At 66.7% G+C, this 23,360-nt stretch carries 26 protein-coding genes; 13 read left to right on the forward strand and 13 right to left on the reverse strand.

What is annotated here, in order from left to right; all coding sequences use genetic code 11:
• Window positions 1–82 precede the first annotated feature (82 nt).
• From RBS12_RS02530 to RBS12_RS02555, 6 genes are all read right to left on the reverse strand, one after another.
• Window positions 83–2,383 carry an FdhF/YdeP family oxidoreductase gene (locus tag RBS12_RS02530; protein ID WP_307964459.1) on the reverse strand — a complete coding sequence of 767 codons (2,301 nt, stop codon included), beginning with the start codon at window positions 2,381–2,383 and terminating at the stop codon, window positions 83–85.
• Window positions 2,384–2,504: 121 nt separating this feature from the next.
• A complete protein-coding gene (locus RBS12_RS02535; protein ID WP_307964460.1) occupies window positions 2,505–3,095 on the reverse strand; it encodes a gamma carbonic anhydrase family protein in 591 nt (196 codons plus the stop codon).
• Window positions 3,096–3,132: 37 nt separating this feature from the next.
• Window positions 3,133–3,864, reverse strand: a complete 732-nt coding sequence (locus RBS12_RS02540; RefSeq protein ID WP_307964461.1) for a lipoate--protein ligase family protein — start codon at window positions 3,862–3,864, stop codon at window positions 3,133–3,135.
• A gap of 2 nt (window positions 3,865–3,866) precedes the next feature.
• Window positions 3,867–4,685, reverse strand: coding sequence for a thioesterase family protein (locus RBS12_RS02545; protein ID WP_307964462.1), 819 nt, complete (start codon window positions 4,683–4,685; stop codon window positions 3,867–3,869).
• Window positions 4,682–5,218, reverse strand: a complete 537-nt coding sequence (locus RBS12_RS02550; protein ID WP_307964463.1) for a VTT domain-containing protein — start codon at window positions 5,216–5,218, stop codon at window positions 4,682–4,684. The genes RBS12_RS02545 and RBS12_RS02550 overlap by 4 nt, the downstream gene beginning before the upstream one ends.
• 82 nt (window positions 5,219–5,300) lie before the next feature.
• Window positions 5,301–5,999, reverse strand: coding sequence for a hypothetical protein (locus tag RBS12_RS02555; RefSeq protein WP_307964464.1), 699 nt, complete (start codon window positions 5,997–5,999; stop codon window positions 5,301–5,303).
• A 60-nt stretch (window positions 6,000–6,059) separates the two neighbouring features.
• Here RBS12_RS02555 and RBS12_RS02560 point away from each other — a divergent pair, with 60 nt between their 5' ends.
• Window positions 6,060–6,716 carry a TetR family transcriptional regulator gene (locus RBS12_RS02560; protein WP_307964465.1) on the forward strand — a complete coding sequence of 219 codons (657 nt, stop codon included), beginning with the start codon at window positions 6,060–6,062 and terminating at the stop codon, window positions 6,714–6,716.
• On the opposite strand, the gene RBS12_RS02565 is transcribed toward RBS12_RS02560, so the two are convergent.
• Window positions 6,713–6,892: a hypothetical protein gene (locus RBS12_RS02565; RefSeq protein ID WP_307964466.1), complete on the reverse strand. Its 180-nt coding sequence runs from the start codon at window positions 6,890–6,892 to the stop codon at window positions 6,713–6,715. The genes RBS12_RS02560 and RBS12_RS02565 overlap by 4 nt on opposite strands.
• 388 nt (window positions 6,893–7,280) lie before the next feature.
• Between RBS12_RS02565 and RBS12_RS02570 the strand changes: the two genes are divergently transcribed.
• Window positions 7,281–7,847: a hypothetical protein gene (locus RBS12_RS02570; protein ID WP_307964467.1), complete on the forward strand. Its 567-nt coding sequence runs from the start codon at window positions 7,281–7,283 to the stop codon at window positions 7,845–7,847.
• An 85-nt stretch (window positions 7,848–7,932) separates the two neighbouring features.
• Here RBS12_RS02570 and RBS12_RS02575 read toward each other — a convergent pair whose 3' ends face one another.
• From RBS12_RS02575 to RBS12_RS02585, 3 genes are all read right to left on the reverse strand, one after another.
• A complete protein-coding gene (locus tag RBS12_RS02575) occupies window positions 7,933–8,559 on the reverse strand; it encodes a class I SAM-dependent methyltransferase (protein ID WP_307964468.1) in 627 nt (208 codons plus the stop codon).
• Between the two features lie 38 nt (window positions 8,560–8,597).
• Window positions 8,598–8,837, reverse strand: a complete 240-nt coding sequence (locus RBS12_RS02580) for a hypothetical protein (RefSeq protein WP_307964469.1) — start codon at window positions 8,835–8,837, stop codon at window positions 8,598–8,600.
• A 98-nt stretch (window positions 8,838–8,935) separates the two neighbouring features.
• Complete coding sequence (locus RBS12_RS02585; RefSeq protein ID WP_307964470.1) at window positions 8,936–9,700, reverse strand: IclR family transcriptional regulator; 765 nt, start codon at window positions 9,698–9,700, stop codon at window positions 8,936–8,938.
• A gap of 216 nt (window positions 9,701–9,916) precedes the next feature.
• On the opposite strand from RBS12_RS02585, the gene RBS12_RS02590 reads away from it, so the two are divergent.
• Together RBS12_RS02590 and RBS12_RS02595 are read left to right on the forward strand one after the other, a co-directional pair.
• A complete protein-coding gene (locus tag RBS12_RS02590; protein WP_307964471.1) occupies window positions 9,917–11,125 on the forward strand; it encodes an aspartate transaminase in 1,209 nt (402 codons plus the stop codon).
• Between the two features lie 14 nt (window positions 11,126–11,139).
• Window positions 11,140–11,823, forward strand: a complete 684-nt coding sequence (locus tag RBS12_RS02595) for a 4-carboxy-4-hydroxy-2-oxoadipate aldolase/oxaloacetate decarboxylase (protein WP_307964472.1) — start codon at window positions 11,140–11,142, stop codon at window positions 11,821–11,823.
• An 89-nt stretch (window positions 11,824–11,912) separates the two neighbouring features.
• Here the strand turns inward: RBS12_RS02595 and RBS12_RS02600 are convergent, their stop codons facing one another.
• Together RBS12_RS02600 and nac are read right to left on the reverse strand one after the other, a co-directional pair.
• On the reverse strand, window positions 11,913–12,140 hold the full coding sequence (locus RBS12_RS02600) for a hypothetical protein (protein WP_307964473.1): 228 nt from the start codon (window positions 12,138–12,140) through the stop codon (window positions 11,913–11,915).
• A gap of 148 nt (window positions 12,141–12,288) precedes the next feature.
• Complete coding sequence (nac, locus tag RBS12_RS02605) at window positions 12,289–13,218, reverse strand: nitrogen assimilation transcriptional regulator NAC (protein WP_307964474.1); 930 nt, start codon at window positions 13,216–13,218, stop codon at window positions 12,289–12,291.
• Window positions 13,219–13,447: 229 nt separating this feature from the next.
• Between nac and RBS12_RS02610 the strand changes: the two genes are divergently transcribed.
• The 9 genes from RBS12_RS02610 (at window position 13,448) to RBS12_RS02650 (ending at window position 22,419) form a co-directional block, all read left to right on the forward strand.
• Window positions 13,448–14,533: an ABC transporter substrate-binding protein gene (locus tag RBS12_RS02610; RefSeq protein WP_307964475.1), complete on the forward strand. Its 1,086-nt coding sequence runs from the start codon at window positions 13,448–13,450 to the stop codon at window positions 14,531–14,533.
• Window positions 14,534–14,580: 47 nt separating this feature from the next.
• Window positions 14,581–15,720 carry an ABC transporter ATP-binding protein gene (locus RBS12_RS02615; protein ID WP_307964476.1) on the forward strand — a complete coding sequence of 380 codons (1,140 nt, stop codon included), beginning with the start codon at window positions 14,581–14,583 and terminating at the stop codon, window positions 15,718–15,720.
• Window positions 15,717–16,637, forward strand: a complete 921-nt coding sequence (locus RBS12_RS02620; RefSeq protein WP_307964477.1) for an ABC transporter permease — start codon at window positions 15,717–15,719, stop codon at window positions 16,635–16,637. Before RBS12_RS02615 ends, RBS12_RS02620 begins: the two co-directional genes overlap by 4 nt.
• 2 nt (window positions 16,638–16,639) lie before the next feature.
• Window positions 16,640–17,452 carry an ABC transporter permease gene (locus tag RBS12_RS02625; protein ID WP_307964478.1) on the forward strand — a complete coding sequence of 271 codons (813 nt, stop codon included), beginning with the start codon at window positions 16,640–16,642 and terminating at the stop codon, window positions 17,450–17,452.
• 213 nt (window positions 17,453–17,665) lie between these two features.
• The gene (locus RBS12_RS02630; protein ID WP_307964479.1) at window positions 17,666–18,454 is read left to right on the forward strand and encodes a 5-oxoprolinase subunit PxpA; all 789 of its coding nucleotides are present in this window, start codon (window positions 17,666–17,668) and stop codon (window positions 18,452–18,454) included.
• The gene (locus RBS12_RS02635) at window positions 18,455–19,207 is read left to right on the forward strand and encodes a carboxyltransferase domain-containing protein (protein WP_307964480.1); all 753 of its coding nucleotides are present in this window, start codon (window positions 18,455–18,457) and stop codon (window positions 19,205–19,207) included. It abuts the gene before it with no gap.
• Window positions 19,204–20,217, forward strand: coding sequence for a biotin-dependent carboxyltransferase family protein (locus tag RBS12_RS02640; RefSeq protein WP_307964481.1), 1,014 nt, complete (start codon window positions 19,204–19,206; stop codon window positions 20,215–20,217). The genes RBS12_RS02635 and RBS12_RS02640 overlap by 4 nt, the downstream gene beginning before the upstream one ends.
• Before the next feature lie 49 nt (window positions 20,218–20,266).
• The gene (locus RBS12_RS02645) at window positions 20,267–21,607 is read left to right on the forward strand and encodes an MFS transporter (RefSeq protein ID WP_307964482.1); all 1,341 of its coding nucleotides are present in this window, start codon (window positions 20,267–20,269) and stop codon (window positions 21,605–21,607) included.
• A 62-nt stretch (window positions 21,608–21,669) separates the two neighbouring features.
• Complete coding sequence (locus RBS12_RS02650) at window positions 21,670–22,419, forward strand: SDR family oxidoreductase (protein WP_307964483.1); 750 nt, start codon at window positions 21,670–21,672, stop codon at window positions 22,417–22,419.
• Window positions 22,420–22,933: 514 nt separating this feature from the next.
• Here the strand turns inward: RBS12_RS02650 and RBS12_RS02655 are convergent.
• Entirely contained in the window at window positions 22,934–23,245 is a 312-nt protein-coding gene (locus tag RBS12_RS02655) for a hypothetical protein (protein ID WP_307964484.1), read from the reverse strand.
• Window positions 23,246–23,360: the final 115 nt, after the last annotated feature.

Consider the following 23,360-nt stretch of genomic DNA (forward strand, 5'->3'; position numbering starts at 1 on the left):
ACGCCACCCGACCTCAGCGCCACACCGCCCGACCTCAGCGCCACGCCACCCGACCTCAGCGCCACACCGCCCGACCTCAGCGTCAGTGAGCGGCGAATGCCCGCTCAAGGCGCACGACGACGGACTTCGACGCGGGCGTGTTGCTCACCTCGGCCGTCGACTCGAGCGGGACGAGGACGTTCGCCTCAGGGAAATACGTCGCGACGCAGCCTCGCGCCGTCGGGTACGAGACAATCCGCAGCCCGGGCAGGGTGCGATCCACGCCGTCGGCCGCTTCGCTGTGGACGTCCACGTGCTCGCCGTCGCCGAAGCCCAACTCCGCCAGATCCTCCGGATTCACGAACAGCACGTGCCGGCCCTTGTGGATGCCGCGGTAGCGGTCGTTGAGGCCATACATCGTCGTGTTGAACTGGTCGTGCGACCGGACCGACTGCAGGAGCAGCCGGCCCTCCGGGACCCGGATGGTCTCGAGCTCGTTGACCGTGAGCTTGGCCCTCCCGCTCGACGTCGGGAAGCGGCGTTCGTCCCGCGGCGGATGGGCCAAGACGAATCCGCCGGGCTGACGGATGCGCACGTTGTAGTCCTCGCACCCGGGACACACGTGGGCGATATGCTCGCGAATCGCGTCGTAGTCGTGCTCGAAGCCGGCCCAGTCGACCGGGTGGCCTGGCCCGAGGACGGCCCGCGCGAGACGGCTCACGATGGCCACCTCGGACAGCGCCCTGTCTGAGACCGGCTCGACGCGTCCGGCCGAGGGATGCACGGCGCATACGGTGTCCTCGACGCTCACGAACTGCGGGCCCGACTCCTGGCGGTCGATCTCTGTGCGGCCCAGCGTCGGGAGGATCAAGGCCTCCTCCCCCACGAACGCGTGGGTCCGGTTGAGTTTCGTCGAGATGCTCACGCTCAGCCGGGCGCCCATCAGGGCGGGCTCGGCCACGGCCGTGTCCGAGATCGCAGAGACGAGGTTCCCGCCGAGCGCGACGAACGCCTTGACTTTTCCGTCCCGCAGCGCCTGGATGCTCTGCACGGCGTCGAAGCCCGGCTCGCGAGGCGGGTCGAAGCCGAACTCGCGCTGAATTGCGTCAAGGAACGACGGCGGCATCTTCTCCCAGATGCCCATCGTCCGGTCGCCCTGCACGTTGCTGTGCCCGCGGATCGGCGAGGGCCCGGCGCCGGGCTTGCCGATGTTCCCACGCAGCAGCAGGAGGTTCACGATCTCCTTGATCGTCGGGACGGCCTTCTTGTGCTGGGTGAGGCCCATGGCCCACGTGATGATGACGCGGTCCGCCGCGAGATAGCGCCGCGCGAGCTCGTCGATCTCCGCGTCGGCGAGCCCCGTCGCGGCCCGGACCTCGTCGTCGTCGAGCGCCGCGATGTGGGCGGCGAACGCGTCGAGGCCTTCGCAGTGCTCGCGCAGGAAGGGGTGGTCGAGGACCGTCCCGGGGGAAGCGGCCTCGGCGGCGAGCACGCGCTTCGAGAGCGCCTGCAGGAGCGCCATGTCCCCCGCGAGGCGAATCTGCAGGAACTGGTCCGCGAGGTCAGTGCCGTGGCCCACGAGGCCCCGCGGGCGCTGTGGGTTCTTGAAGTTGATGAGCCCGGCCTCGGGCAGCGGATTCACCGCGACGATCTGGGCCCCCGCGAGCTTGGCCTCCTCGAGCGCGGTCAGCATGCGCGGATGGCACGTGCCCGGGTTCTGGCCCATGATGATGATCAGGTCGGCCTTCGCGAAGTCCGTATAGGAGACGGCGCTCTTGCCGACGCCGATCGTCTCCCCCATCGCCGCGCCCGTGGATTCGTGGCACATGTTCGAGCAGTCGGGCAGGTTGTTGGTGCCGAAGGCGCGCACGAAGAGCTGGTACGCGAACGCCGCTTCGTTGCTGGTGCGGCCGCTCGTGTAGAACGTGGCCTCGTTGGGCGATTCGAGGGCCTTGAGCTCGCGGGCAATGATCGCGAACGCGTCGTCCCACGTCACGGGCCGATAGTGGTCGCTCCCAGCGGGCTTGTAGACGGGCTCGACGATCCGCCCCTGCTGCCCGAGCCAATACTCGGTGCGCTCCCGCAGCTCGCTCACCGGGTGCTGGGCCCAGAAGCTGCTCTCGATGCGCAGCGGCTCGGCCTCCCACGTGACGGCCTTGGCCCCGTTCTCGCAGAACTCGGCGACCTTGCGGTCGGGCGGGTCCGGCCACGCGCAGCTCATGCAGTCGAAGCCGTCCCTCTGGTTCATGTTCGCGAGCGTGACGGCGGCGCGAGCGGCTCCCATGCGGCCGAGCGCCTTGGGGATGGTCTCGGTGAGGCTCGGCAGCCCCGCAGCGCTGCGAAGAGGCGGGACGACGCTCAGCTCGGCGTCGGTGACGTCCTGGATGATGGGCTTCTTGACCATGCCGGTGAAGAACCTTCCCGGGGCCTGGGGCGGGCCCCGTCATCCTCCGGTCTAGCACCGGCAGACCCGGCACGGCAACGGGTCCCACGAGGCCGCGCCCGGCTTCGCTGCCAAGAGCTGGTCAGATCTCCAGATCGCCGCGGTGCTCGCCGTAGAAGTCGGACTGCCGGCGCATGAGTTCACCCATCGTCGTCGACCGGTCCACTCCATACACGGTGCCGGGAAAGTCGAGCCCCCGCTGGATCTCCCAAATGCGGTCGTGCTGATCCGGCGGAAGGATCGACGCCGGATCGCCGACGGCCACCCAGCCGATGGGCACCACCGCACCCGGCTCAAGCCGCGTGTTCACCTGGACGACGGCGTTGATCCTCACCTCAGAGCCCTTCCCGACCACGCTCCCCGGGAACAGCGAGGCGCCCGTGGCGATGAACACTTCATCGCCGACGTCGGCCCCATTCACGTGCGTGTGGGGGCCGACCATGCAGCTGTCCCCGATCCGTGCAGGATGCTTCGCCCGGCCGCGCACCAAGGCGTTTTCCATGACGATCGAGTTCTCCCCGACGGTGACTTCGCCGTCCTCCGCCGTCAGCACGGCGCCGTGAAGGATCCGTGCGCCGTCCGCGACGGTGACGTCTCCGATCAGGACGGCGGTCGGCGCGACGTACGCGCCCGCGTGAACGTTCGGACTTGCTCCGCGGTGGGTGACGAGCACCGGGTCCCCTTTCTGTCGTGCGGGCTGCGGCCCATGGCTACGCGAGCGCGCCGTGCTCGCGGTACATCGCGAGAAGGGCCGCCTCGACGTCGTCGACCGTCAGGCCAGGCACGAGCTCGTCCGCGGCACCGGCCGTCGAAGGCTCGAACGGCAGCTCGAGCGCGCGATAGACGTCGGTGAGCACCGCGCGCACCGGCGCGGCGTCGCTCACGACGATGACCGACGAGAACAGCCACGCCCCGGCGACCACGCGCTGAGCCGTGCCGACGAGCTTGACGAGCGCCGTCGTCGTCGACCGCTCGCCCGGCACGCCGTGCACGCTGTACTCTCCGGGGCAGTATTCGCCCGGAATCTCGCCGACGCGCGCATCCACGCCGAGCGTGCGGAGCGCACCGGCGTAGAGCTCGCCGAACACCTCGAAGCGGTGCCGGTGGCCCACCATGGCCTCGCGCGCGGGCTCGATGTGGTCGACGATGAGCGTGCCCTCGTGGTACGCCGCGGCTCGCCCTCCGGCCTTCCGGACGACCGGCACGAAGCCGCCCGCCAGCGACGCCGCCTCGGCCGCCGCGAACCCGGGCAAGCGCGTGTCACGCTGGCCGAACGCCATCGTGGGCCGCGGGCGATACAGCCGAAGCGTCGGCCCGCGCACGCCGCGCTTGACCTCGTCGAGGAGCTCGGCCGCGCGGGCGAGCTGTGCTGCTGGGTCCTGACCGTCCCGGTCCTCGATGAGGGCAAGCCGGGCGGTCTCGCCGTCATTCCATTCGGTCATGCCTACGTCCTGCGGATGGTGAGGATCTGCTCCGCGCGGCCGAAGGGGCCCTCGGAGTCGTGCAGGACGGAGGACGTGAGCCCGATGCCGTCGGCGCCGAACGTCACGGCGTTGTCGATCCCGAGCCATTCGCCCGCCGGTTCGCGGTAGAGGTGGATCTGGAGGTCGACATTCGGGAACGCCCAGCTGTTCGGCCCTGGCGGCACACGCGTCGCAATGCCGTTGGCGGTGTCCACGAGGCCCATGAGGCGGACCCAGTCTGCGCTCTCGACGCCGTCAATGAGCGCGTAGGGGGTGTGAATCCATACCGTGCCGCTGCCAGAACGGTGGTGGGGCGCCTGGTACATCTTGAGGGAGCGGATGTAGCCGCCGGGCCATTCGGTCGTGCCGTCCCACCGCTCGCAGTCTTCGATCGGCGGGATCAGCGGGTCTTCGAAGGCCGCGACGGCCGACGTGTCGCTCTGGATGAGCCGCCAGGCCGTCGCACGAATCGCCACGCGGCCCTTGGCTGAGAGCTCCGACTGGATGAGCTCGATCGTGCGGCCCGGACGGAGTGTCGTCGTGGCAATCTCGCACTCGCCCGCATGGATGAGCCCGAGGATCTCGTAGCTGATGCGGGCGATCCGCATCCCCTCGCGGGGCTCGTGGCGCTCAAGCGCGTGGGCGAGGAGGCCCGACGCCGGGGCCATGTGCTGCTCGCGCTCATTCCATGCACCCTGGGCATGGATCGTCGAACGGAAGCGGCCGCCGCCGAGGTCTTGGTAGTAGAAGTCGCCCTGGGCGAGCTCCAACGGCTCGATCCTCTGCTGCGTCTCGGTCACGCGCTCTTCCCTTCCTCCGGCGCAGCGTCATCGCGCGCACCGTCCACCCTAGCCGCTGCCGCGCCGAGGACGGCGCGCCGACGGCGGCGCGCGAAGAGCACCCGGACGACGACGGCGGAGCACGCGACGGCGACGACGGCCCAGGCCCACGGCGAGGCGGCTGCCTGCTCGACGAGAAGGTCGACGGCGGCGAGGCCCACCGTCGCGTAAAGGACCGCCCACACGAGCGAGCCCACCGCCGTCGCCGGAATGTAGTACCGCAGGCTCATCCGGCCCGCACCCGCGGCGAGGTTCACGGCTGTCTGGAGGCCGACAGTCACGAACGTCAGGACGATCGCGAGCGGGCCCCATCGGTCGATGAGCCGCCGCGCGCCGTCGAGCCTCGAAGGATCCCAGCGCGCCGCAAGCCTCGTCCTCCCGTAGCCTGCGGCCAGGGCACGGCCGAGCCAATAGGTTCCGTTGGTGCGGAGGAACACGATGGCGAAGAGGGCCGCGACCGCCGTCTCGAAGGGCAGCGCACGGAGCTGGTCCACGTCCCTCCCCTCCAATTTCGGCACGTCAAGGTGACTCAATTCGCCAGCTTACCCCGATGGTTGCTCGTTCACGTTCCGGCAGTCAGGCTCGTGGTCGTCTTGCTGTGAGGATGGCGGCGCTGAGTGCCCAGAGTGCGATCAGAATCGCGAAGAGGGGGACGTAGTTGACGAAGGAGTGCATGACGTCGATCGGGACCAGCACTCCGGTCAGCGGCACGAAGGCGGAGAAGATTCCGAAGCCGAGTCCGCCCGCGACTCCGATCACCGCGGTCGCCGAATTGCCCAGCACGTGGGCCCGACCTAGCGACCATGCGACGACAGCGAGGCAAAGGGACCACACCGCGTCGCCGGATTCGACGATGTCCTTGACCCACAGTGCCCATCCTTCGTGGGAGTCGGCGACGCTGGGGCGGCCGATCGGGAGGACGAGGTGGATGGCCATCGCGGCGACGCAGACCCAGGCGATGGGGGTCACGACCCTGAGCAGCCGTCGAACGGACGAGGGGAGGTTCCCGAGCCTCGATGTGGCACGGAGGCACAGGCCGAAGGAGACGAAAGCGAGCAGCAGCAGGAGGTGGGCTGGCCACCAGGCCTCCTGACCGGTTTGGACGTAGGCGACCTCCGCCATCGTGTGGGCGTCGGGTGCGTGCGGATGGAGTCCGGCACCCACGAGGTACAGCGGTCCTGCCGCCGCCAACAGGAGTGCGATTCGAGATGTCGAGCGGCGAACGCTGCGGTCGAGATTTTCGACCTCGTCGGCCTTGCGGATGGCGTCGGTCATGTTCCGCCTCCATTTTAGTTGATATCGAATCAATCTAATTGATAGGTGTACAACTGTCCTATGGCGCAAGTCAAGAGGTCCTACCGATCCCCGATCCGCGAGCAGCAGGCGGCACTGACGCGCGCCCGCATCGTCGAAGCGGCCGCCGCGGAGTTCTCCGAGCGAGGCTGGTCGGCCACGACGCTGGCCGGCATCGCCGAACGTGCCGGGGTCACCCCTCAAGCGGTCCATCTCGCCGTGGGCGCGAAGCCGGCGCTCTTACGCCGCGCGATCGAAACCACCGTCTCCGACGGAGAGGGAGGCCGCCTCGTCGATTCTGGCCAACTCAGCGCGGTGCTCGGGGCCAACACCGGTATCGACGACCAGCTGGCCGCCCTCGCTCGCGCTCACCGACAGATTTACGAGCGCGCGGCCCCGCTGTTCGCAGCTCTCGAAGAAGCGGCAGCCGCGGACCCTGATGCCGCTGAGCTGCTTCGCCTCGGGGGTGACCGTCGTCTGGCCGACATGCGTCGAATCGCACGGCGGTTCCTGCCCAATGGTTCACGCAGCGCGATCGCGACGGCCGCCGACGAGCTTTGGGTTCTGGGCGGGCAGCGTGTCTACCTCGAATTCGTCCACCGTCGCGGGTGGTCCTCCCGGCGGTACGAGGCCTGGCTGGCCCGCCAACTCAGAGCAGCCTTCTCCTCCGAGCAGGACGCGCCTCCGCCAAGCGACTAGGCGATGTCCTCGAAGAGGCCCACCGTGAACGTGTCCGGACCGCTGCGGACCACCTTGACCCGATCCTTCGGGGTATTCGTCTTGGCCGAGACGTGGACCACGGCGGCGTCAAGCGTGTGGTCGAGGGTTGCGGGATCCCAGATCTTGAGAGTCAGGGCGTGCGATTCAAAGCTCATGCGTCATTGCCTTCTTTGATCATCGGTCGAAATGCGGGGTTCAATTCGCGGCGCATTTGCTGCGAAATCAATGAACGCCCAAGGCGCCGCCTCGCCGGTGAGGAGGGCCTTTTCCACGGTACCGGACCCCAATTGGCGAGTGGCATAAATGTGAGTGAAGGCACAGTCACGCTCCGATGACGCCGACCGCGCAACGGCGCCGTTCCAGGTCACGAGCGGGAACGCATCCGTGATCTGGAGGGCGCCCCATGAACCCCATCCCGAGACCATGCATACGGTTGGGGAGCAATACGCCTCTGACCCGCTCCCGACGGCTCGGGCCGATCTACGATCAGCTCATCCATCAGCGCCGACGCACCCAGCAGAGGCCTTAACACCTGGATCAGCCATGAAAAAGATCGCCGCGGCCGTTGGCGCCGCACTCCTCGCTTTCGGCCTCGGGGCACCCGTGGCCAACGCTGCAACCCCTGCGTCCAGCCCGAGCGCGACGTCGGCCACCTGCGCCGCACACTGGAGCTCGCTCCCAAAGTCCATCCCGACCCTTTCCCAGGCAACCGTAGAGAACGTCCGTGCGGGGCGTCACGGATGCTTCGACCGGCTCGTCATCATCCTGCACGGCAAGGCCGCAGGCTACAACGTCCGCTACGTGGACCAGGTCCTCGCGCAGGGCAGCGGCAAGCCCGTGCCGCTCCGCGGCGGGGCCTTCCTTGACGTCACGGTGACGTCGCCCGCGTTCGACGCCGCCGGTCGCCCGACCTTCGTCCCCGCCAATCCCAGCGAAGTGGTGAATGTCGGCGGGTTCGCGACGTTCCGCCAAGTCGCATGGGCCGGATCCTTCGAGGGCTACACCAGCCTCGGGCTCGGCGTCAGGGCTCGCCTGCCCTTCCGTGTTTTCATTCTCAACGGGCCCGACGGCGGCTCACGGCTCGTGGTCGACGTCGCCCACCGGTGGTAGAGACCGCCCTCGGTGCGGCGCAGCGGACCGGGCCCGTCCTCGGCAGATGCGTCGCGTCGTCGTCCTTCAAACGTGCCGCGCAGGCTCAGCCGAGCCGGGCGACAATCGTGTAGGTGCACGGAATCCGCTCGCTATCCTCGCCGGGCCAGGCGAATCCCCCCTCGGTCTCGACCATGCGCGGACTGAGCGCGTACAGCGCAGGGTGGCCGTCCCGGATCAAGAACGTCCCGCCAGGCCGCAGAAGCTGAACGATCTGGCGCGCCCAGCGGTCGAGGTCCGGGAGCCATACGATCGTTCCGATGCTCGTGTACACGAGGTCGAAATCGCCGGTGACGGCTGCCCGCGCGTCGAGCACGTCGCTCTCGACCCACGTTGCGCACAGTCCCAATCGCTCGGCGAGGCGGGCCGCGGATGCGAGCGCAGCTGAGGAGAAGTCGACGCCCGTCACGCGGGCGCCGGCCCGTGCCAGGGAAAGAGTATCCGTGCCGATGTGGCATTGGAGGTGGCACACGTCGAGGCCTGAGACGCTTCCGTCCGGCACAAAGGGCGACAGCGCGGCCAGATCGCGACGGACGACCCGGCTCAGGTAGCTCGGGTCGTCGAACGCATCGACGCCGTACGCCTCCTCATGCAGCGGCACGCGGTCATCCCAGTTGTCGCGATTACTCGCACGCGCCGATTCCCAGTCAATCTCGACGAGACGTTCGCCCATGATGGCGAGTGTAGGCGCAGGGCGCCGTCATGCCTGCGTCATGCGCTCGCTGTGAGGTGGCGGGGCGGCTGGATCCGCGCAGCGCGCTGGCGGGACTCGATATTGACGACGACGACGGCGGGGGCGGGCGCTCGCCTGAGACGGCGGCGGCCGTACACGACGGCCGAGAGGACCAGCGCGGAAATGCAGGTGATGGCGCCGAGGACCGCAAGCACGAGCGCCGCGAACGCCGCGGTTGTGAAGAAGACAGCTGTGTCGACCAGATCGCTTGTCACCATGAGGCTCATCCCTATTCTGCGGACCGATGTGATCCGCCCACTGCAGGATGAGACCGTGCTGAGGCTCCGGTATGACGCGAGTACCGCGAATTCGCGAATCACGCGATGCGACGGGCCGGCGCCGCGATCTGTGCCGCGATGGTCCGCACCGCCTTCCCATACCGCTCCAACGCTGCGTCGTCGGGGCGTGCCGCGATGAGCGAGACTCCGACTGCGAACCGCGGGGCCGAACCAACTTCGGGGACGGCTGCGGCGACCCCGACCACGGCGGGATGCACCTCGCCGATGTCGACCGCGTAGCCCCGTTCCCGCACGGCGCCGAGCTGCCGGATCAGCTCGTCGACCGTGCGAACGCTTCTGGCCGTCCCGGGCCCAAGGTCGCCCGAGGCTCCAAATCGCGCCCGCACGGACGGTTCGCCGAGCGACGCCAGCAGGGCCTTGCCGACGGCGGTGAGGGCCGCCGGGAAACGATCGCCGATGCGGGCTGAAAGATGCAGAGGGGAACGCCCCTCGTGCCGCGCCACGTACAGCACGTCCGTTCCGTCCATGATGGCCACTTGAACGAGCTCGCGGGAAAGCAGGGGCGATTCGGCGCACGCGCGGTAGAACTCCCGGATCTGGTCGAACGATGAAAGATATGCCCCGCCGAACTCGACGAGTCGCCGGCCAAGCTGATAGCCGCCGTCCCGGCGCTGGATGAGGCCCCCGTCCTCCAATGCGCTGCAGATGTTCCGAGTCGACGAACGAGCGGCCCCGATCCCGCGGGCGATGTCGGTCAAGGACACGGGCGCGGCGCTGTGTCCGGCAAGGAACTCGAGCACTTCGATGGCTCGGCTGACGGCGGGCGCTGCGCTGGTGGGCATATCAGCAAGCTCCTTTGTGCGAGAGGCCCCGAAAGCATATGTACCGAATATTCCCCGAAAGGAGAATGGAATCGCATCGATCATACGGCGCACCCGGGTTCGAAGGGTCATAAGGCTTTCTTATCCGCCCACCCGATTTACGTCTTATCCGTTGGACTGATTTCTTATCTACGCTCACTAGGAGTCGATACTTTCGCCCACGCTTTTGGAGGAGACATGTCCGTGTATCAGCCGGCCGCGCGAGTGACCCGGATCAGGGAATCAGCGAGCGTTCTTGCGGCCGCGCGCGTCCGTGAGCTCAAGGCGGAGGGGCGCTCCATCATCGACCTGACCGTCGGGGAGCCGGACTTCGACACTCCCGATCACGTCAAGCTCGCCGCGATCGCCGCCATCAACGCCGGCGAGACGAAATACACCTCGGTCACGGGCACCCCCGCGCTCCGCACGGCCATCCTGGCTCACGTCGAAAAGCGGCTCGGCCTGAGCTACGGCCCCCACCAGATCACGATCGCCGGCGGTGCGAAACAAGTGATCTTCACGGCCTTCATGGCATCGCTCGACGACGGGGACGAGGTCATCATTCCGGCCCCGTACTGGGTCTCCTACCCCGACATGGTGCTGGCCAACGACGGCACACCGGTCATCGTCCCGTGCGGAGACGAGGTTGGATTCAAGCTCACCCCGACGGCGTTGTCCGCAGCGATCACGCCAGCGACGAAGTGGGTCATCCTCAACACCCCGTCGAATCCGACCGGTGTGGTCTACACGCGCGCCGAGCTCGAGGCCCTCGCCGCGGTGCTGCTCGACAACCCTCACGTGAACGTGCTCACCGATGAGATCTACGACGAGATCTACTTCGGCCCTGGGCGCATGACCAACCTCGTCGCGGCCGCTCCCGCGCTCCGCGACCGCGTCCTCGTCGTCAACGGCGTTTCGAAGGCGTACGCGATGACCGGCTGGCGGCTCGGCTACGCCGTCGGCCCGGAGGGTCTCGTGGCCTCGATCAACAAGCTCCAGTCGCAGATCTCTTCCTGCCCTTCCTCGGTCAGCCAGGCGGCCGCTGCCGCAGCACTCGCGGGCGATCAGAGGTTCGTTGCCGAGTGTGTCGACGCATATCGCATCCGGCGCGACGTCGCGGTCGCGGGCCTCAACTCCATCGAGGGACTCTCATGCAGCTCCCCCGACGGGGCGTTCTACGCCTATGTGAACTGCGCGGGCGCCATCGGAAAGACGACGCCGAGCGGCGCGCTGATCTCCGACGACGTGGATTTCACGGCCTACCTGCTCGAAGCAGCGTCGGTCGCCGTCATTCCTGGTTCGGCCTACGGCCTGGGCCCCTACTTCCGCATTTCGTTCGCGACATCCCTCGACACCATCAATTCTGGTGTGGAAGCCATCGACAAAGCCGTCCGCGCCCTCAACTGAAAACGGAATACACCATGAAACCCATGATTCACGTCAAGACGAAGTTCGAGCGCCCCTCCGAGGAGGTCGTGGAGCGCCTCGCCAAGTTCTCGTCGGCCACGATCCACGAGGCGCAGGGCCGAAAGGGCGCGCTCAGTTCGCGCATCAAGCCGATCGACCGTTCGATGTCCTTCTGCGGCCCTGCAGTCACGGTCCGCTGCGCACCCCGCGACAACCTCATGCTCCAGGTGGGGATTCACTATGCCCAAGCCGGTGACGTTGTTCTCGTGGGCGCGGGCGAATTCACGGAGGCCGGCACGTTCGGCGATGTCTTGGGCAACGCGATGAAGGCCAAGGGCATCGCCGCGATGGTCACCGACTCCGGGGTCCGCGACACGCAGGATCTCATCGCACTCGGCCTCCCGGTGTTCTCAGGCAGCATCTCCATCAAGGGCACGGTCAAGGAAACCCTCGGGCCGATCAACCATCCCCTCGTCATCGGCGACGAGATCATCTTCCCCGGGGACATTGTTCGCGGTGACGCCGACGGCGTCGTCGTCGTGAGGCGTGAAGAGGCCGAGGAGGTCATCGACCTGTGCCAGGCCCGCGTCGACCACGAGAACGAGCTCATCAAGCTCTACCACGCCGGCGGAACCACGATCGAGCTGTGCCAGCTCACCGATGTCCTCAAGGCGAAGGGCCTCCTCGTCGAAGAATAGGTCGATATTGCACGGAGAGAGGGAGCCCTGCTTCGGCAGGGCTCCCTCTCTCCGGTGTTTTCACATCATGCGCAAAGGTCGGCGGCCTGTCACCATCGAGCGCTATCGGCCGGGCGGGCGCCGGTGGCCACAAGTATCCACTCGGCAGTTCCGCCGAGGTGGGTCGGCATAATGCTTCCCTCGAAAACGAAAAGCGGCTCGGCGGAGGAATCAACGGGCTGCCAGAGGCCGTTGGCGGGGCAATGCGCTCCGGTTCGGGCAATCATGGCCATGTGGGATTTCCTCAGGTTCCAGCTCGTCTGGCTGATCTTCTTCATGTCAGGCTTCCTCGACGACGACAGCGTATTCGCAGTCCGATGAATTGATCTGATATTCCGATAATAGTCAGGACTGCTCGGCCTGAATAAGATCAAAGTAGGGTGCCGCGATAAGGAAGCCGTATGGATGATCCCGCTCCGCCGACGGCTAGGCGGGACCAGTTCCGTAGCGATCGAGGAGCTGGTTCTTCACCATCTCGCGCACGAGAATCAGCACGGCGGACGCGGCCTCGGACATCGGCTCGTGATCAGCCGTGCACAGGGCGATCTTGCACTGAAGTGCCGGCTCGACGATGCGGTGCACCTGGAAGTGCTGATCGGGAAACAGCGTGTCTGCGGCGGATCGCGGCAGGATCGTCGCGCCGAGGTTCGCGCGGAGAAGACGGCCCAGAGAGGGGACCGACTCGACTTCACCTGCGAGCCGCAGAGGGAGACCACGGTCCTGCAGCGCCCCGTCGACAACCTGTCGGATCGTATGGTTGCTCTCCGGAAGGAAGAGCTCGAATCCCGACACTGTCTCAAGCGTGACCGCGCCGGAAGGATCGGTTTCAAGCTCCACAGCAGGATTCGCGACCAGATAGAGATCTTCGACGATCATGGTCGTGAACCGCACGCCCCGGATCTCTCCCGGCTCGTAGATCAGCGCCATGTCGAGCTTGCCGTTCTTGATCGCCTCGCTCAGGACGCCCCCGAAGATCTCGGTGAGATGCAGCAGGATGTCCGGGTAGCGGCGCTTGACTTCGCGGACGATCTTCGGGGCGAGGCTCGAAGCCATGCTGTAGGGCGCGATCGCGATGGAAACCCGTCCGGAAGGTGCAGCGCCAGACGTCGCGACATCCTGCCGGGCCTCCTCGACGAGCCGCAGAATCGTCTGCGCGTGGCGGTACAGCGAGTTCCCCGCGGCCGTGGGCTCGACGCCCTGCTTGCTGCGGATGAGGAGTCGCTGCTTGAGCTCCTTTTCGAGTGCCGAGACCTGCTGGCTGAGGGCGGGCTGGGCAACGTGGAGGGCCGCCGCTGCCTTCGTGATGCTCCCGGAGTCGACAATCTTCACGAAGTACTCGAGCTTTCGCGTGTCCACGGCTCCTGCCTTTCACTGACTCGCCTGCGGAACGGCACCATCACATGGATGGGCCGGTCATAACCGAACCCTATGCCGGGACACAGAACCGGTCTTTGTGTGACGTGCGCCTCAGTCGCTAATTTGAAGTTCCAGCCCCCGCCAGTTCGCACTCAAATCGGTGGTTGCGAATAAATGCTATCCGTTCCCACCCGATTCCCGGAACATTGTTCACCAAGAAAGAGGCACCGTGAGATCTTACACGAAGTATGGGATGGCGGCCACAGCGCTCATGATGGCTTCCGCCCTTGCTCTTTCCGCATGCGGAAACACGAGCTCCGGCTCCGATGCAGCTTCGGCCACGTCAGGCGAAGTCGACGTGATTGCCTACTCAGGAATCTGGCAGGATCAGTACACGGCGGCCGTCATCAAGCCATTCCAGGCCAAGTACCCGAACATCAAGATCAATTTCGCGTCCAAGCGCTCGTCAGCGGACATGCTGAGCGCTCTTCAGGGGCAGAAGAGCAACCCGAACACCGACGTCGCGATCATGGACCAATCGGTATCCGAAAGCGGCAACAAGCAGGGGCTCTTCGACAAGGTCGATGCGTCCGCCGTCGCAAATCTCGCGAACGTCCCGGACAAGTTCAGGAACAAGGACGGCTACGGCCCGGTCGCGATGCTCGATGCCATTGGCGTCGTGTACGACACCAAGGCGTTCCCCACTGCCCCGGCGAGCTGGAACGCGCTGTGGGACAAGTCCACTTGCGGAAAGGTCAACGTCGTCGCCCCGCCGTCCCTCCTCGGAATCTCCCTCACGGCCATCACGTCGAGCATGGAGGGCGAGGACTACACGAAGAGCATCGACAAGGGCGTCGACAAGCTCAAGCAGCTGGCTCCCTGCATCCAGACGTTCGCGCCCAACCCCGATGAATACCAGAACGTCATCACCGGGCAGACCGTGATCGGCCTCGGCCAGAACGCTCGCGGGCAGTACTACGCCGACCAGTCCGGGAAGAAGATCGGCGTCGCGTTCCCGAAGGAAGGCACGGCGTACCAGATCAACACCATCAACCTGGTCAAGGGCGCCCCGCACTCGGCGGCCGCCAAGACGTTCATCAACTACGCACTCTCCGCCGAAGCCCAGGAAGCGTTCGCCAAGGCCCTGTTCTACGCCCCGTCGGTCAGCAACGCCAAGCTCCCGGCTGACGTCCAGGCCCGCGTCGTCCCGACCGATGGATCCCTCAAGATCCTGCCGCTCGACGTCGACTTCCTCGCTTCTGTCCGCGACAAGTGGACCGAGACCTGGAAGCGTCAGATCATCACCAAGCAGTAGCGACGACCGCTTCCTACGCTCGCACCCTGCACGAGGAGAGTCACCGAATGAACCAGTCCAAGCTCTCGATCGTCGACCTGACCAAGCGATATGCACCAGGCCTCGACCCTGCCGTGGACAAGCTCAGCATGGAGGTTGAGGAGGGTCATCTTGTGGCCCTCCTGGGCCCCTCAGGCTGCGGAAAGACCACGACGCTCAGGATGGTTGCCGGTCTCATGGACCCAACAGCGGGCTCCATCATTGTCGACGGCAGAGACATCACCCAGACCCCGGTCAACAAGCGCGGGATGGGCATGGTCTTCCAGTCCTACGCGCTCTTCCCCCACATGGACGTTGCGCAGAACGTGGCGTTCGGACTTCAGATGCGCAGAGTCCCGCCTGCGGAACAGTCACGGCGGGTCGCCGCGGCCCTCGACATGGTGAAGCTCGGACACCTCGCGAAACGAAAGGTCCGCGAGCTTTCGGGCGGTCAGCAGCAGCGCATCGCCCTCGCGCGGGCCCTCGTCGTCGAACCGACCCTCCTTCTACTGGACGAGCCTCTCTCAAACCTCGACGCGAAACTCCGCGAGACGATGCGCAGCGAGATCCGCTCGATCCAACAGCGCACGAGGGCGACAACCCTCTTCGTGACCCACGATCAGGACGAGGCGCTCGACATGGCCGACCGCATCGCCGTCATGAACGGCGGGCTCATCGAGCAATACGACTCCCCCAGCGTCATCTACGAACGGCCCAACACCCGCTTCGTCGCCGACTTCATCGGCCAGGCGAACTTCCTCACTGCGAGCGTTGTCGCAGACAACGGACCGACCGCGAGCGGCGGGGCAACTGCCGGCGGAGCCTCGGAGCGGAACTACACCGTGGACGTCGACGGCCTGGGCCGCTATGGGGCAACGGGCCACCCTGGCTTCGTGGGATCGACCCGAGAGCTCGTCGTCCGGCCACATCGCCTTCGCGTCTCGCTCGAAGCACGGGGTGGCGAGGCAGGCATCGCCGGGACGATCGTGGGCGTGAGCTACACCGGGGACACGGTCGGCTTCTCCGTCAGGGTCGGCGAGCGGACGCTCCAGGCACAGTTCATGACATCGAGTGCGGCGGTGCCCCGGCCCGGAGACTCTGCCTATCTGTCATGGAACCCGTCCGACGCCTATCTCCTGCCGGGCAACCCAGAGGTCGCTGCCGCATGACCACGACCCAGACCCAGGAGCGACCCGGACTTCGGGCGGGCAATACGCCGGGCAGCCTGGAGAAGGCCAAGGCAAGGCGCGACCGCCGCACCTACACCGCTCTCCTGATCCCCGCGATCCTCGGGCTCCTCGTGAGCTTCGTCCTGCCGTTGGCGTACATGATCCGCATGTCGTTCAACCACGGCGAGGCCGACGGCGTGATCATCGAAGGCTTCACGCTCGACTCCTACATTCAGCCGCTGAGCGATCCGTTCTACTGGAAGGTCACGCTCGACACGTTCCAGATGGGTGTCGTCGTCGGGGTTGTGTGCGTCGCCCTCTCGTACCCGATCACGCTCTTCCTCGCGCGGACCACGAGCAAGTACAAGAGCGCCCTCCTCGCCATCGCCATCGCGCCCCTGCTGACGTCCGCCGTCGTCCGCACCTATGGCTGGATGGTCATCCTGGGCTCGAACGGCCTCGTCAACTCGTCCCTCGAAGCACTCGGGCTCATCAGCGCCCCACTCAAGTTGACCAACAACATGCTGGGCGTCCAGATCGGGCTCGTGGAGATCTCCATGCCGTACGCGATCTTGGCCATGATCTCGGGCTTCGGGCGGCTCAACCCCCAGCTTGAAGAGGCGGCCGGCTCGCTCGGCGCGAGCAAGTTCCAGATCTTCACCAAGGTCACGCTGCCGCTCACGCTTCCGGGCGTCCTGACCGGCTTCCTCATGGTCTTCGTCCTGTCCATCAGCACGTTCATCACCCCGACGCTCCTGGGCGGCGGGAGCGTCCAGGTGCTCGCGACCGAGATCTACGACCAGACAACCGGCCTCCTGAACTGGCCGTTTGCCGCAGCGCTCTCAGTCATCCTGCTCGTCCTGTTCGGCGCCGTCGTGGCGGTCTATCAGCGCCTCACGAAAAAGCTCGGAGGGTAACCATGAACGAGGCTCCGTTGTTCAAGCCCAAATTCAAGATCGGCAAGCCCCTCTTCGGCATTCTTGTCTTCATTCTCTATGTCTTCCTTTTGGCGCCGCTCCTCGTCGTCGTCGTCACCTCGTTTTCATCGAACCAGTACCTCTCATTTCCTCCCCAAGGATTCACCCTCAAATGGTATGAAGTCCTCCCCGACGAGAGCATCTTCGTCAACGGGATGCAGGTGAGCCTTATTGTCGCCGTCTCGGTGACCCTCATCACGCTCGCCATCGGCGTGCCGGCGGCGCTCGCACTCGAGCGGTTCGAGTTCAAGGGCAAAGGGGCCGTCCTTTCGCTCTTCCTCTCGCCGCTCTTGGTCCCGAGCATCGTGCTCGCCCTGGGGCTCGTGCTGATCCTCAGCCCGCTTCGGCTCACGAATACGTACGAGGGGATCATCATCGGGCACGTCGCGATCACGTTCCCGTTCGTCGTCAGGACGACGATGATGAGCCTCGCGACGACGGACACGTCGTGCGAGGCGGCTGCCCGGATTCTGGGGGCCGGCCCGTGGACGGTGTTCCGCAGGATCACGCTGCCGATCATCCAGCCCGGCGTCATCGCGGGCGGGGTCATCGCATTCATCGTCTCGTTCGACGAGGCCGTGATCTCGCTGTTCGTCGCCCAATCCGGGCTCCCCACGCTGCCCGTTCAAGTGCTCCGCTACGTGGAGAACTCCGCCGATGCGGCCGTGGCTGCGCTGTCCGTCATCCTCATCCTCATCTCCCTCGTGGTGGTCGTCATCGTCGAACGGGTCATGGGACTCCGCAAGGCGCTCTAGCCGCGGACGCGGCCCGCCGCCACCGGCCTGGAAGGCCGAGGCGGCGGGCCACCGTGTGTGCTGCGTCATAACGCATGCCTATCCCGTGATACCCAAAAGGTCTTTGTGCCGCCTCCCCACGCAATGAGACGATCCTGAGACAAGAAATGAGACGAAGGCGGGACAATTCCGTCTCTTCTCGCAAGTATTCAAACCCCACGGAAAGAGAAGCACGTGAACCCGACGATCGATCTCGTGGCAGATCTGGGGGAAGGATTCGGCGCCTACCGGATCGGAAATGACGGCGAGCTGCTCGACATCGTCTCGAGCGCCAATATCGCCTGCGGTTTCCATGCCGGCGATCCCGATATCATGCACGCGACGGTCGCTGAATGCGTGCGCCGCGGGGTGGGCATCGGCGCGCACCCCAGCTTCCCGGATCTCCGTGGGTTCGGGCGCCGCGCGATGGATCTCACCGAGGACGAGGTGCGCAACGACGTCGTCTATCAGCTCGGTGCCCTCTCGGCCTTTGCGGCCTTCCACGGTACGCGGGTCTCCCACATTGCTCCGCACGGCCGCCTCGGCAATCTCGTGGCAACCCGTCCCGACTACGCGGCCGCCGTCGCCGACGCCGCCGCGCGAGTGGATCCGAACCTCATCGTCCTTGCCCAGGAGGGCGAGCTCGCGAAGGCCGCGCGGGCTCGCGGACTCCGCGTCGCGCTCGTGGGGATCGCCGATCGCGCCTATCAGGAGGACGGCACCCTCGTGCCGCGCAGTCAGCCCGGCGCCGTCCTGCACGATCCGCACGCGATCGTGGATCGCACGGTGCGCATGGTCTGCGAAGGCAAGATCACGACAGTCGGGGGCGGCGATCTCGAGGTCGCAGCCGACACAGTGCTCCTGCACGGAGACAACGACGGCGCCGTCGAGCTCGCCCGACTCATCCGCAGCGAACTTGCGGCGGCGGGAGTGCGCATCGCCCCCTTGGCCGACGTCCTGGCCGAGAAGTACCCGGTGGCCTGAATGCCCGCCCTCATGCCTTCCGCCGTCGACGTCTTCGAGTCCGGGGACGCCGCCCTGAGAGTCGTCGCGACGTCGGGCGAACCCGAGCAGGACTGGGCGACCGTGCACCGCCTCGCCGAGTGGCTCGACGGCTGCGGCGCGGAGGGATTGCATGGCGCGGTCCCCACCTACGATTCGGTCCTCGTCGAGTTCGACGCCCTCACCGTGTCGGCCCGCCAGATCCGAGCGTTCGTCGCCTTGGGGCTGCGCCAGCTCGCGTTGTCGACCGACGACGGCGCCACACCCCGCGAGTTCGACGTCCCGGTGGTGTATGGGGGTGCCTATGGGCCCGATCTCGAGTACCTGGCCGACTACGAGGGCATCTCCGTCGAGGACGTCATCAGGATCCACTCGTCCAAGACCTATGTGATCCGATGCCTCGGGGCACCCGCAGGCTCGCCCATGATGGACGGCCCGGACTTCCCGGCGCCGGTTCCCCGGCTCAAAGACCCGCGGCTCAGCGTCCCGGCCGGGGCCGTTGCAGTGGCGGGGCGCCAAGCGGTCATCGCCCCCGCGGTGGCCCCCGGCGGATGGCAGGTCGTCGGGCAGACCCCGCTCACGCTCCTCAATCTGGACAGGGATCCGCTCGTGCCGTACAGGCCGGGAGACGTGCTTCGATTCCGACCCATCGCGGTCGAGGAATTCGCCGCGTACGAGGGGCAGATGATGGAAGCGCGACGCGCGGAAGCACATCCCGCGGAGGCAAGGTCATGAGCGGGCAGATCATCGTCCAGCAGTCTGGGAACTCGGTCGTCACCGATCTTGGGAGATTCCGTGGCCCCCGATATGGCCTGCCGGTCAACGGGGCCCTCGACCAATACTCCGCGAGGGCCGCCAACATCCTTGTGGCGAACGATGACAACGCCCCACTCCTCGAACTCACGGCCCTCGACTTCAGGATGACGACGACCTCGGACATCCTGATCGCGGTCACCGGGGCTCCTCTCTCGCTGACGGTCGGCGGGCGGGCCTGCCCCCAGTGGGAGCCCGTCTCGGTCCGCGCGGGCGAGACCGTAGCCGTGCGCGGAATCACCGGAGGCCTCAGGGCCTACGTGGCCATCCATGGCTCAGTCGACGCGCCGACTCTGCTCGGGAGCTGCGCGCCGGACACCGTCGTCGGATTCGGGCTCCAGCTGAGGGACGGGATGGCAGTCGAAACCCTCCGCCGCGTCCCGCCAATCCGTCAGCCGTACTTCGACATGCCGCTCTTCCGCCTCGCCGTCGAACGTCCGCACCCGGGACGCCGCCTGCGGGTGGAGGTAACGGACGGCCCGGACTTCGCCGAGTTCGGCGACTCGGCGAACCTGCTCTTCAGGTCGGAATACACCGTGAGCCCGAGGAGCAACCACATTGGCCTGCGACTCGGCGGCGAACTGCCGGAGAGGACCACCACCGGGGAAGTGCTCTCCCGAGGAGTCCCCGTCGGCGCCGTCGAGGTGCCCTCGCGGCACGAACTCCTGGTCCTCCACCGCGGCCGGGGTGTGACGGCCGGATATCCCGTCCTTGCCGTCGCGACGAGCCTCGGGCTCGATGTGTTGGCCCAGGCCCGCCCTGGCGACACCGTCCGTTTCGCCAGAACGACGGTCGCCGAGGCGACCGCCGGCTACAGGCGTTCGATGCAACAGCTCGAAGCGCTCCGACAATCGGTCATCACCGTCTTCACCCTCTTGGGCATCGGCTCCCCTGCCCGCTGGCGGGAGCTGCCAGCGGCTGCCTGCGGCTGATCCCGCCCGGACCACCACGAGCGTTACGCTCTCATCACAAAGGAAAGTCATGGCAACACAACACGAAGCTGCTGCGACGCAGCATGGGCAGCTCACGAGCCGCCAGACCCTCAAGGTCGTCATCGCGGGGTGCGTCGGCATCTTCGTGGAGCTGTACGACAACGGCATCTTCGCGTTCATGGCGACGACGCTCTCGCTTGTCTTCTTCGCGAAAGGGGATCCCAACGCCGCGCTCATGTTCGTGTTCGCGGGCTACGCGATCTCCTTCTTCGTGCGACCGCTCGGTGCGGTCGTCTGCGGGTTTCTGGGCGACCGGCTTGGGCGACAGAAGCTCCTCGTCTTCGTCATCCTGCTCATCAGCGTCGCAACCGCAGCCGTCGGCATCCTCCCGCCGTATTCGGCGATCGGCGTCGCCGCGCCGATCCTCCTCGTGACGATGCGTCTCGTGCAGGGCTTCTCGGTGGGCGGCGAGGCCGCAGGCGCGATGACGTTCCTCGCCGAGCACGCCCCCGCCCACAAGCGCGGCCAGATCACGTCCTACGCGCAAATCGCCTCGTTTGCTGCCCTCCTCACGGGCACGATCATCGGCTTCACGATGGCCCCATGGCTCAACGCCGCGGCGATCAACGGCGGCGGCTTTGGCTCGTTCGCATGGCGCATCCCGTTCCTCGTCGCCATCCCGATGGGCTTCATCGGCTGGTACATCCGCCGCGCGATCAGCGACACCCCGAACTTCCAGCGGCTCAAGGAGGAAGGCGGGCTCTCGAAGAACCCCTACAAGGAGGCCTTCGCGTCCGCCGAACACCGCCGCGCGATGCTGCTGGCCCTGTTCATCCCGCTCATGAACGGTTCCGGGTACTACGTCCTCTTCTCCTACATGCCGACGTTCCTCGCGGGCAAGCAGCTCCACTATTCGACCGCGGAATCGCTCCTCATCACCGCCGCGGGCCTCGTCGTCATCTGCGCGGCGATCCCCGTCATGGGCGCACTCTCCGATCGTGTGGGCCGGAAGAAGGTCATCGCGGGAGCCGCCATTGCCATGGCGATCGTGTGTGTTCCGTCCTACGCGCTCCTCGCGACCGGCAGCATCGGCCTCGCGATTCTCGGTGCGAGCATCATGGCGGTCGTCTTCGCCGGCCACACGGCCGTGATCCACATCCTCCTCGTAGAGCTCTTCCCGACCCGCGTTCGCTACTCGGCCTATGGACTCGGCTACAACATCTCGTCTGCCCTCTTCGGCGGCACCGCTCCCCTCCTCATGACCTGGCTCATCGGCACCACGGGAAACGTGTTCATGCCCGCCTTCTATGCGGCCCTGACGGCACTCGGAACGCTCGCGGCGGTGCTCACGGTCAAGGACCGCGCCCACGAACCGCTCCGCGACGCGTAGCCGCCCGTCGTCGTCGGCCTTTCCCTCCTCCCGATCCCGACTCCCGCAGACTTGGAGACCCCATGCCCTTCTCTGACTACAAGACCGCCCTCGTCACTGGTGCCTCGACGGGCATGGGCGCGGCGATCGCCGAACGCCTCGCCAAGCGGGGCCTCGCCGTCCACGCCGTCGCTCGCAATGAAGAGCGCCTCAAGGAGCTGGCCGACCAGGTCGGGGCCACCCCCCATATCGTGGACCTGACCGACACCCGGGCGCTCGAGGCTGCGGTGGGCGGCCTCGAGATCGACGTCCTCGTCAACTGCGCGGGCGTCTCGAGGCCCGGGAACATCCTCGATTCCTCGGTGGAAGACCTTGACGAGATCGTCGATGTCAATCTCCGAGGGCTCCTCCAGCTCACGCGCCTTGTGCTTCCCGGCATGGTGGAGAGGGACCTCGGGCACGTCGTGAACATCAGCTCGATCGCGGGCCTCTACAACTTCTACGGCCACACGGCGTATCACGCGACCAAGGCCGCGGTGCACCAGATCTCCCGGCAGCTGCGCAACGACACTGTCGGGAAGCGGATCCGCGTCACGGAGATCTGCCCGGGTCGTGTGGAGACGGAAATCTTCGGCCGCAATCTGGGCGGAAGCCCCGAGGCCATGGAAGAAGCGTGGAAGACGTACTACGAGGGATACGAATCGCTCACGACGGACGACATCGTCGACGCCGTCGACTACGCGATCGAGACTCCGCGCCACGTCAATATCGGCATGCTCGAAATCATGCCCACGTTCCAGGTCCCGGGCGGCCTCACGTTCGACCGGCGCTGAACGAGGACACAGACCCGCACCGGCACGTTCTGTCAAGGGCTCGCGACGACCTCTTGCCCGGACAGCGACGCATGACGAGAAGTGGGTGCTAGCTCCAAACGCCCTCTAGGCCGCTGCGTGACGTCGGCCTAGTCTGGCTGGATCCCGACCCGCGCCCTGGCCTTGGAATCGCGCAGTTGTGCCGTTCTCGGCCTCCACGATCGGGGGCAGAGGAGGCGCATGCACATGTGGCAGCATCTCGACGAACGAGCTGGGGAGTTCGAGACCCCGCAGAAACCCGCGCCCCGTTGGGCCGGAACCCCGGGTGACTGGGGAAGGTCAGGGCCGAGTGGCTTCACGTTCGGTTCCGATGCCGAGGAGCATCTTCTGGACTCGCTGAAGAAAGCGGGGCTCAGCGAGGAGGAGGCGCGCGCGGAGGTCGCTCGCCTCGCAGCCGGGGACGTCTGGAGCGGATAGTTCCCTGGCCGACCAGTACACCGGTCCGACCAGTACACCGGGCGACGTCGACGCGGCGCTAGGGGCGACGTCGACGCGGCCGGCCGCCGCCGGTCGCCGGGCCAGATCCCTGGGCCCGCGAGCCGCCTGCCTTCTCGGCTCCGCCTAGCGGATCCGGAGGTTCGGCGGGAGCGCCTACGGCGCGCACTTCGTTGTCCGGGCCGAGCGAGATCCCGTCCAGTTCCAGGAGCTGCCGCGCGAGGCCCACGACCTCGTGCGCGTCGAGCGATGCCATCGTGCGGTGCTCGCCGTCGTCGGCCTCATCGGGCGACTGCCCGACCCCGTCGAGCCAGCGAAGCTCCCCGGCAAGCCGCCGTCCTTCTTCGGCCATGGCCCTGACAGACGCCTCCTCGAAGACCCCCGAACCATTCCCGACTGCCCCTTGGGGACATTAAGAGTATGGACCCCTGCGACCGGCCGCTGCCAGAGAGGCCAGCCAAGCCCGC

The organism is Sinomonas sp. ASV322 (assembly GCF_030908245.1).
Classification (GTDB): Bacteria; Actinomycetota; Actinomycetes; order Actinomycetales; family Micrococcaceae; genus Sinomonas.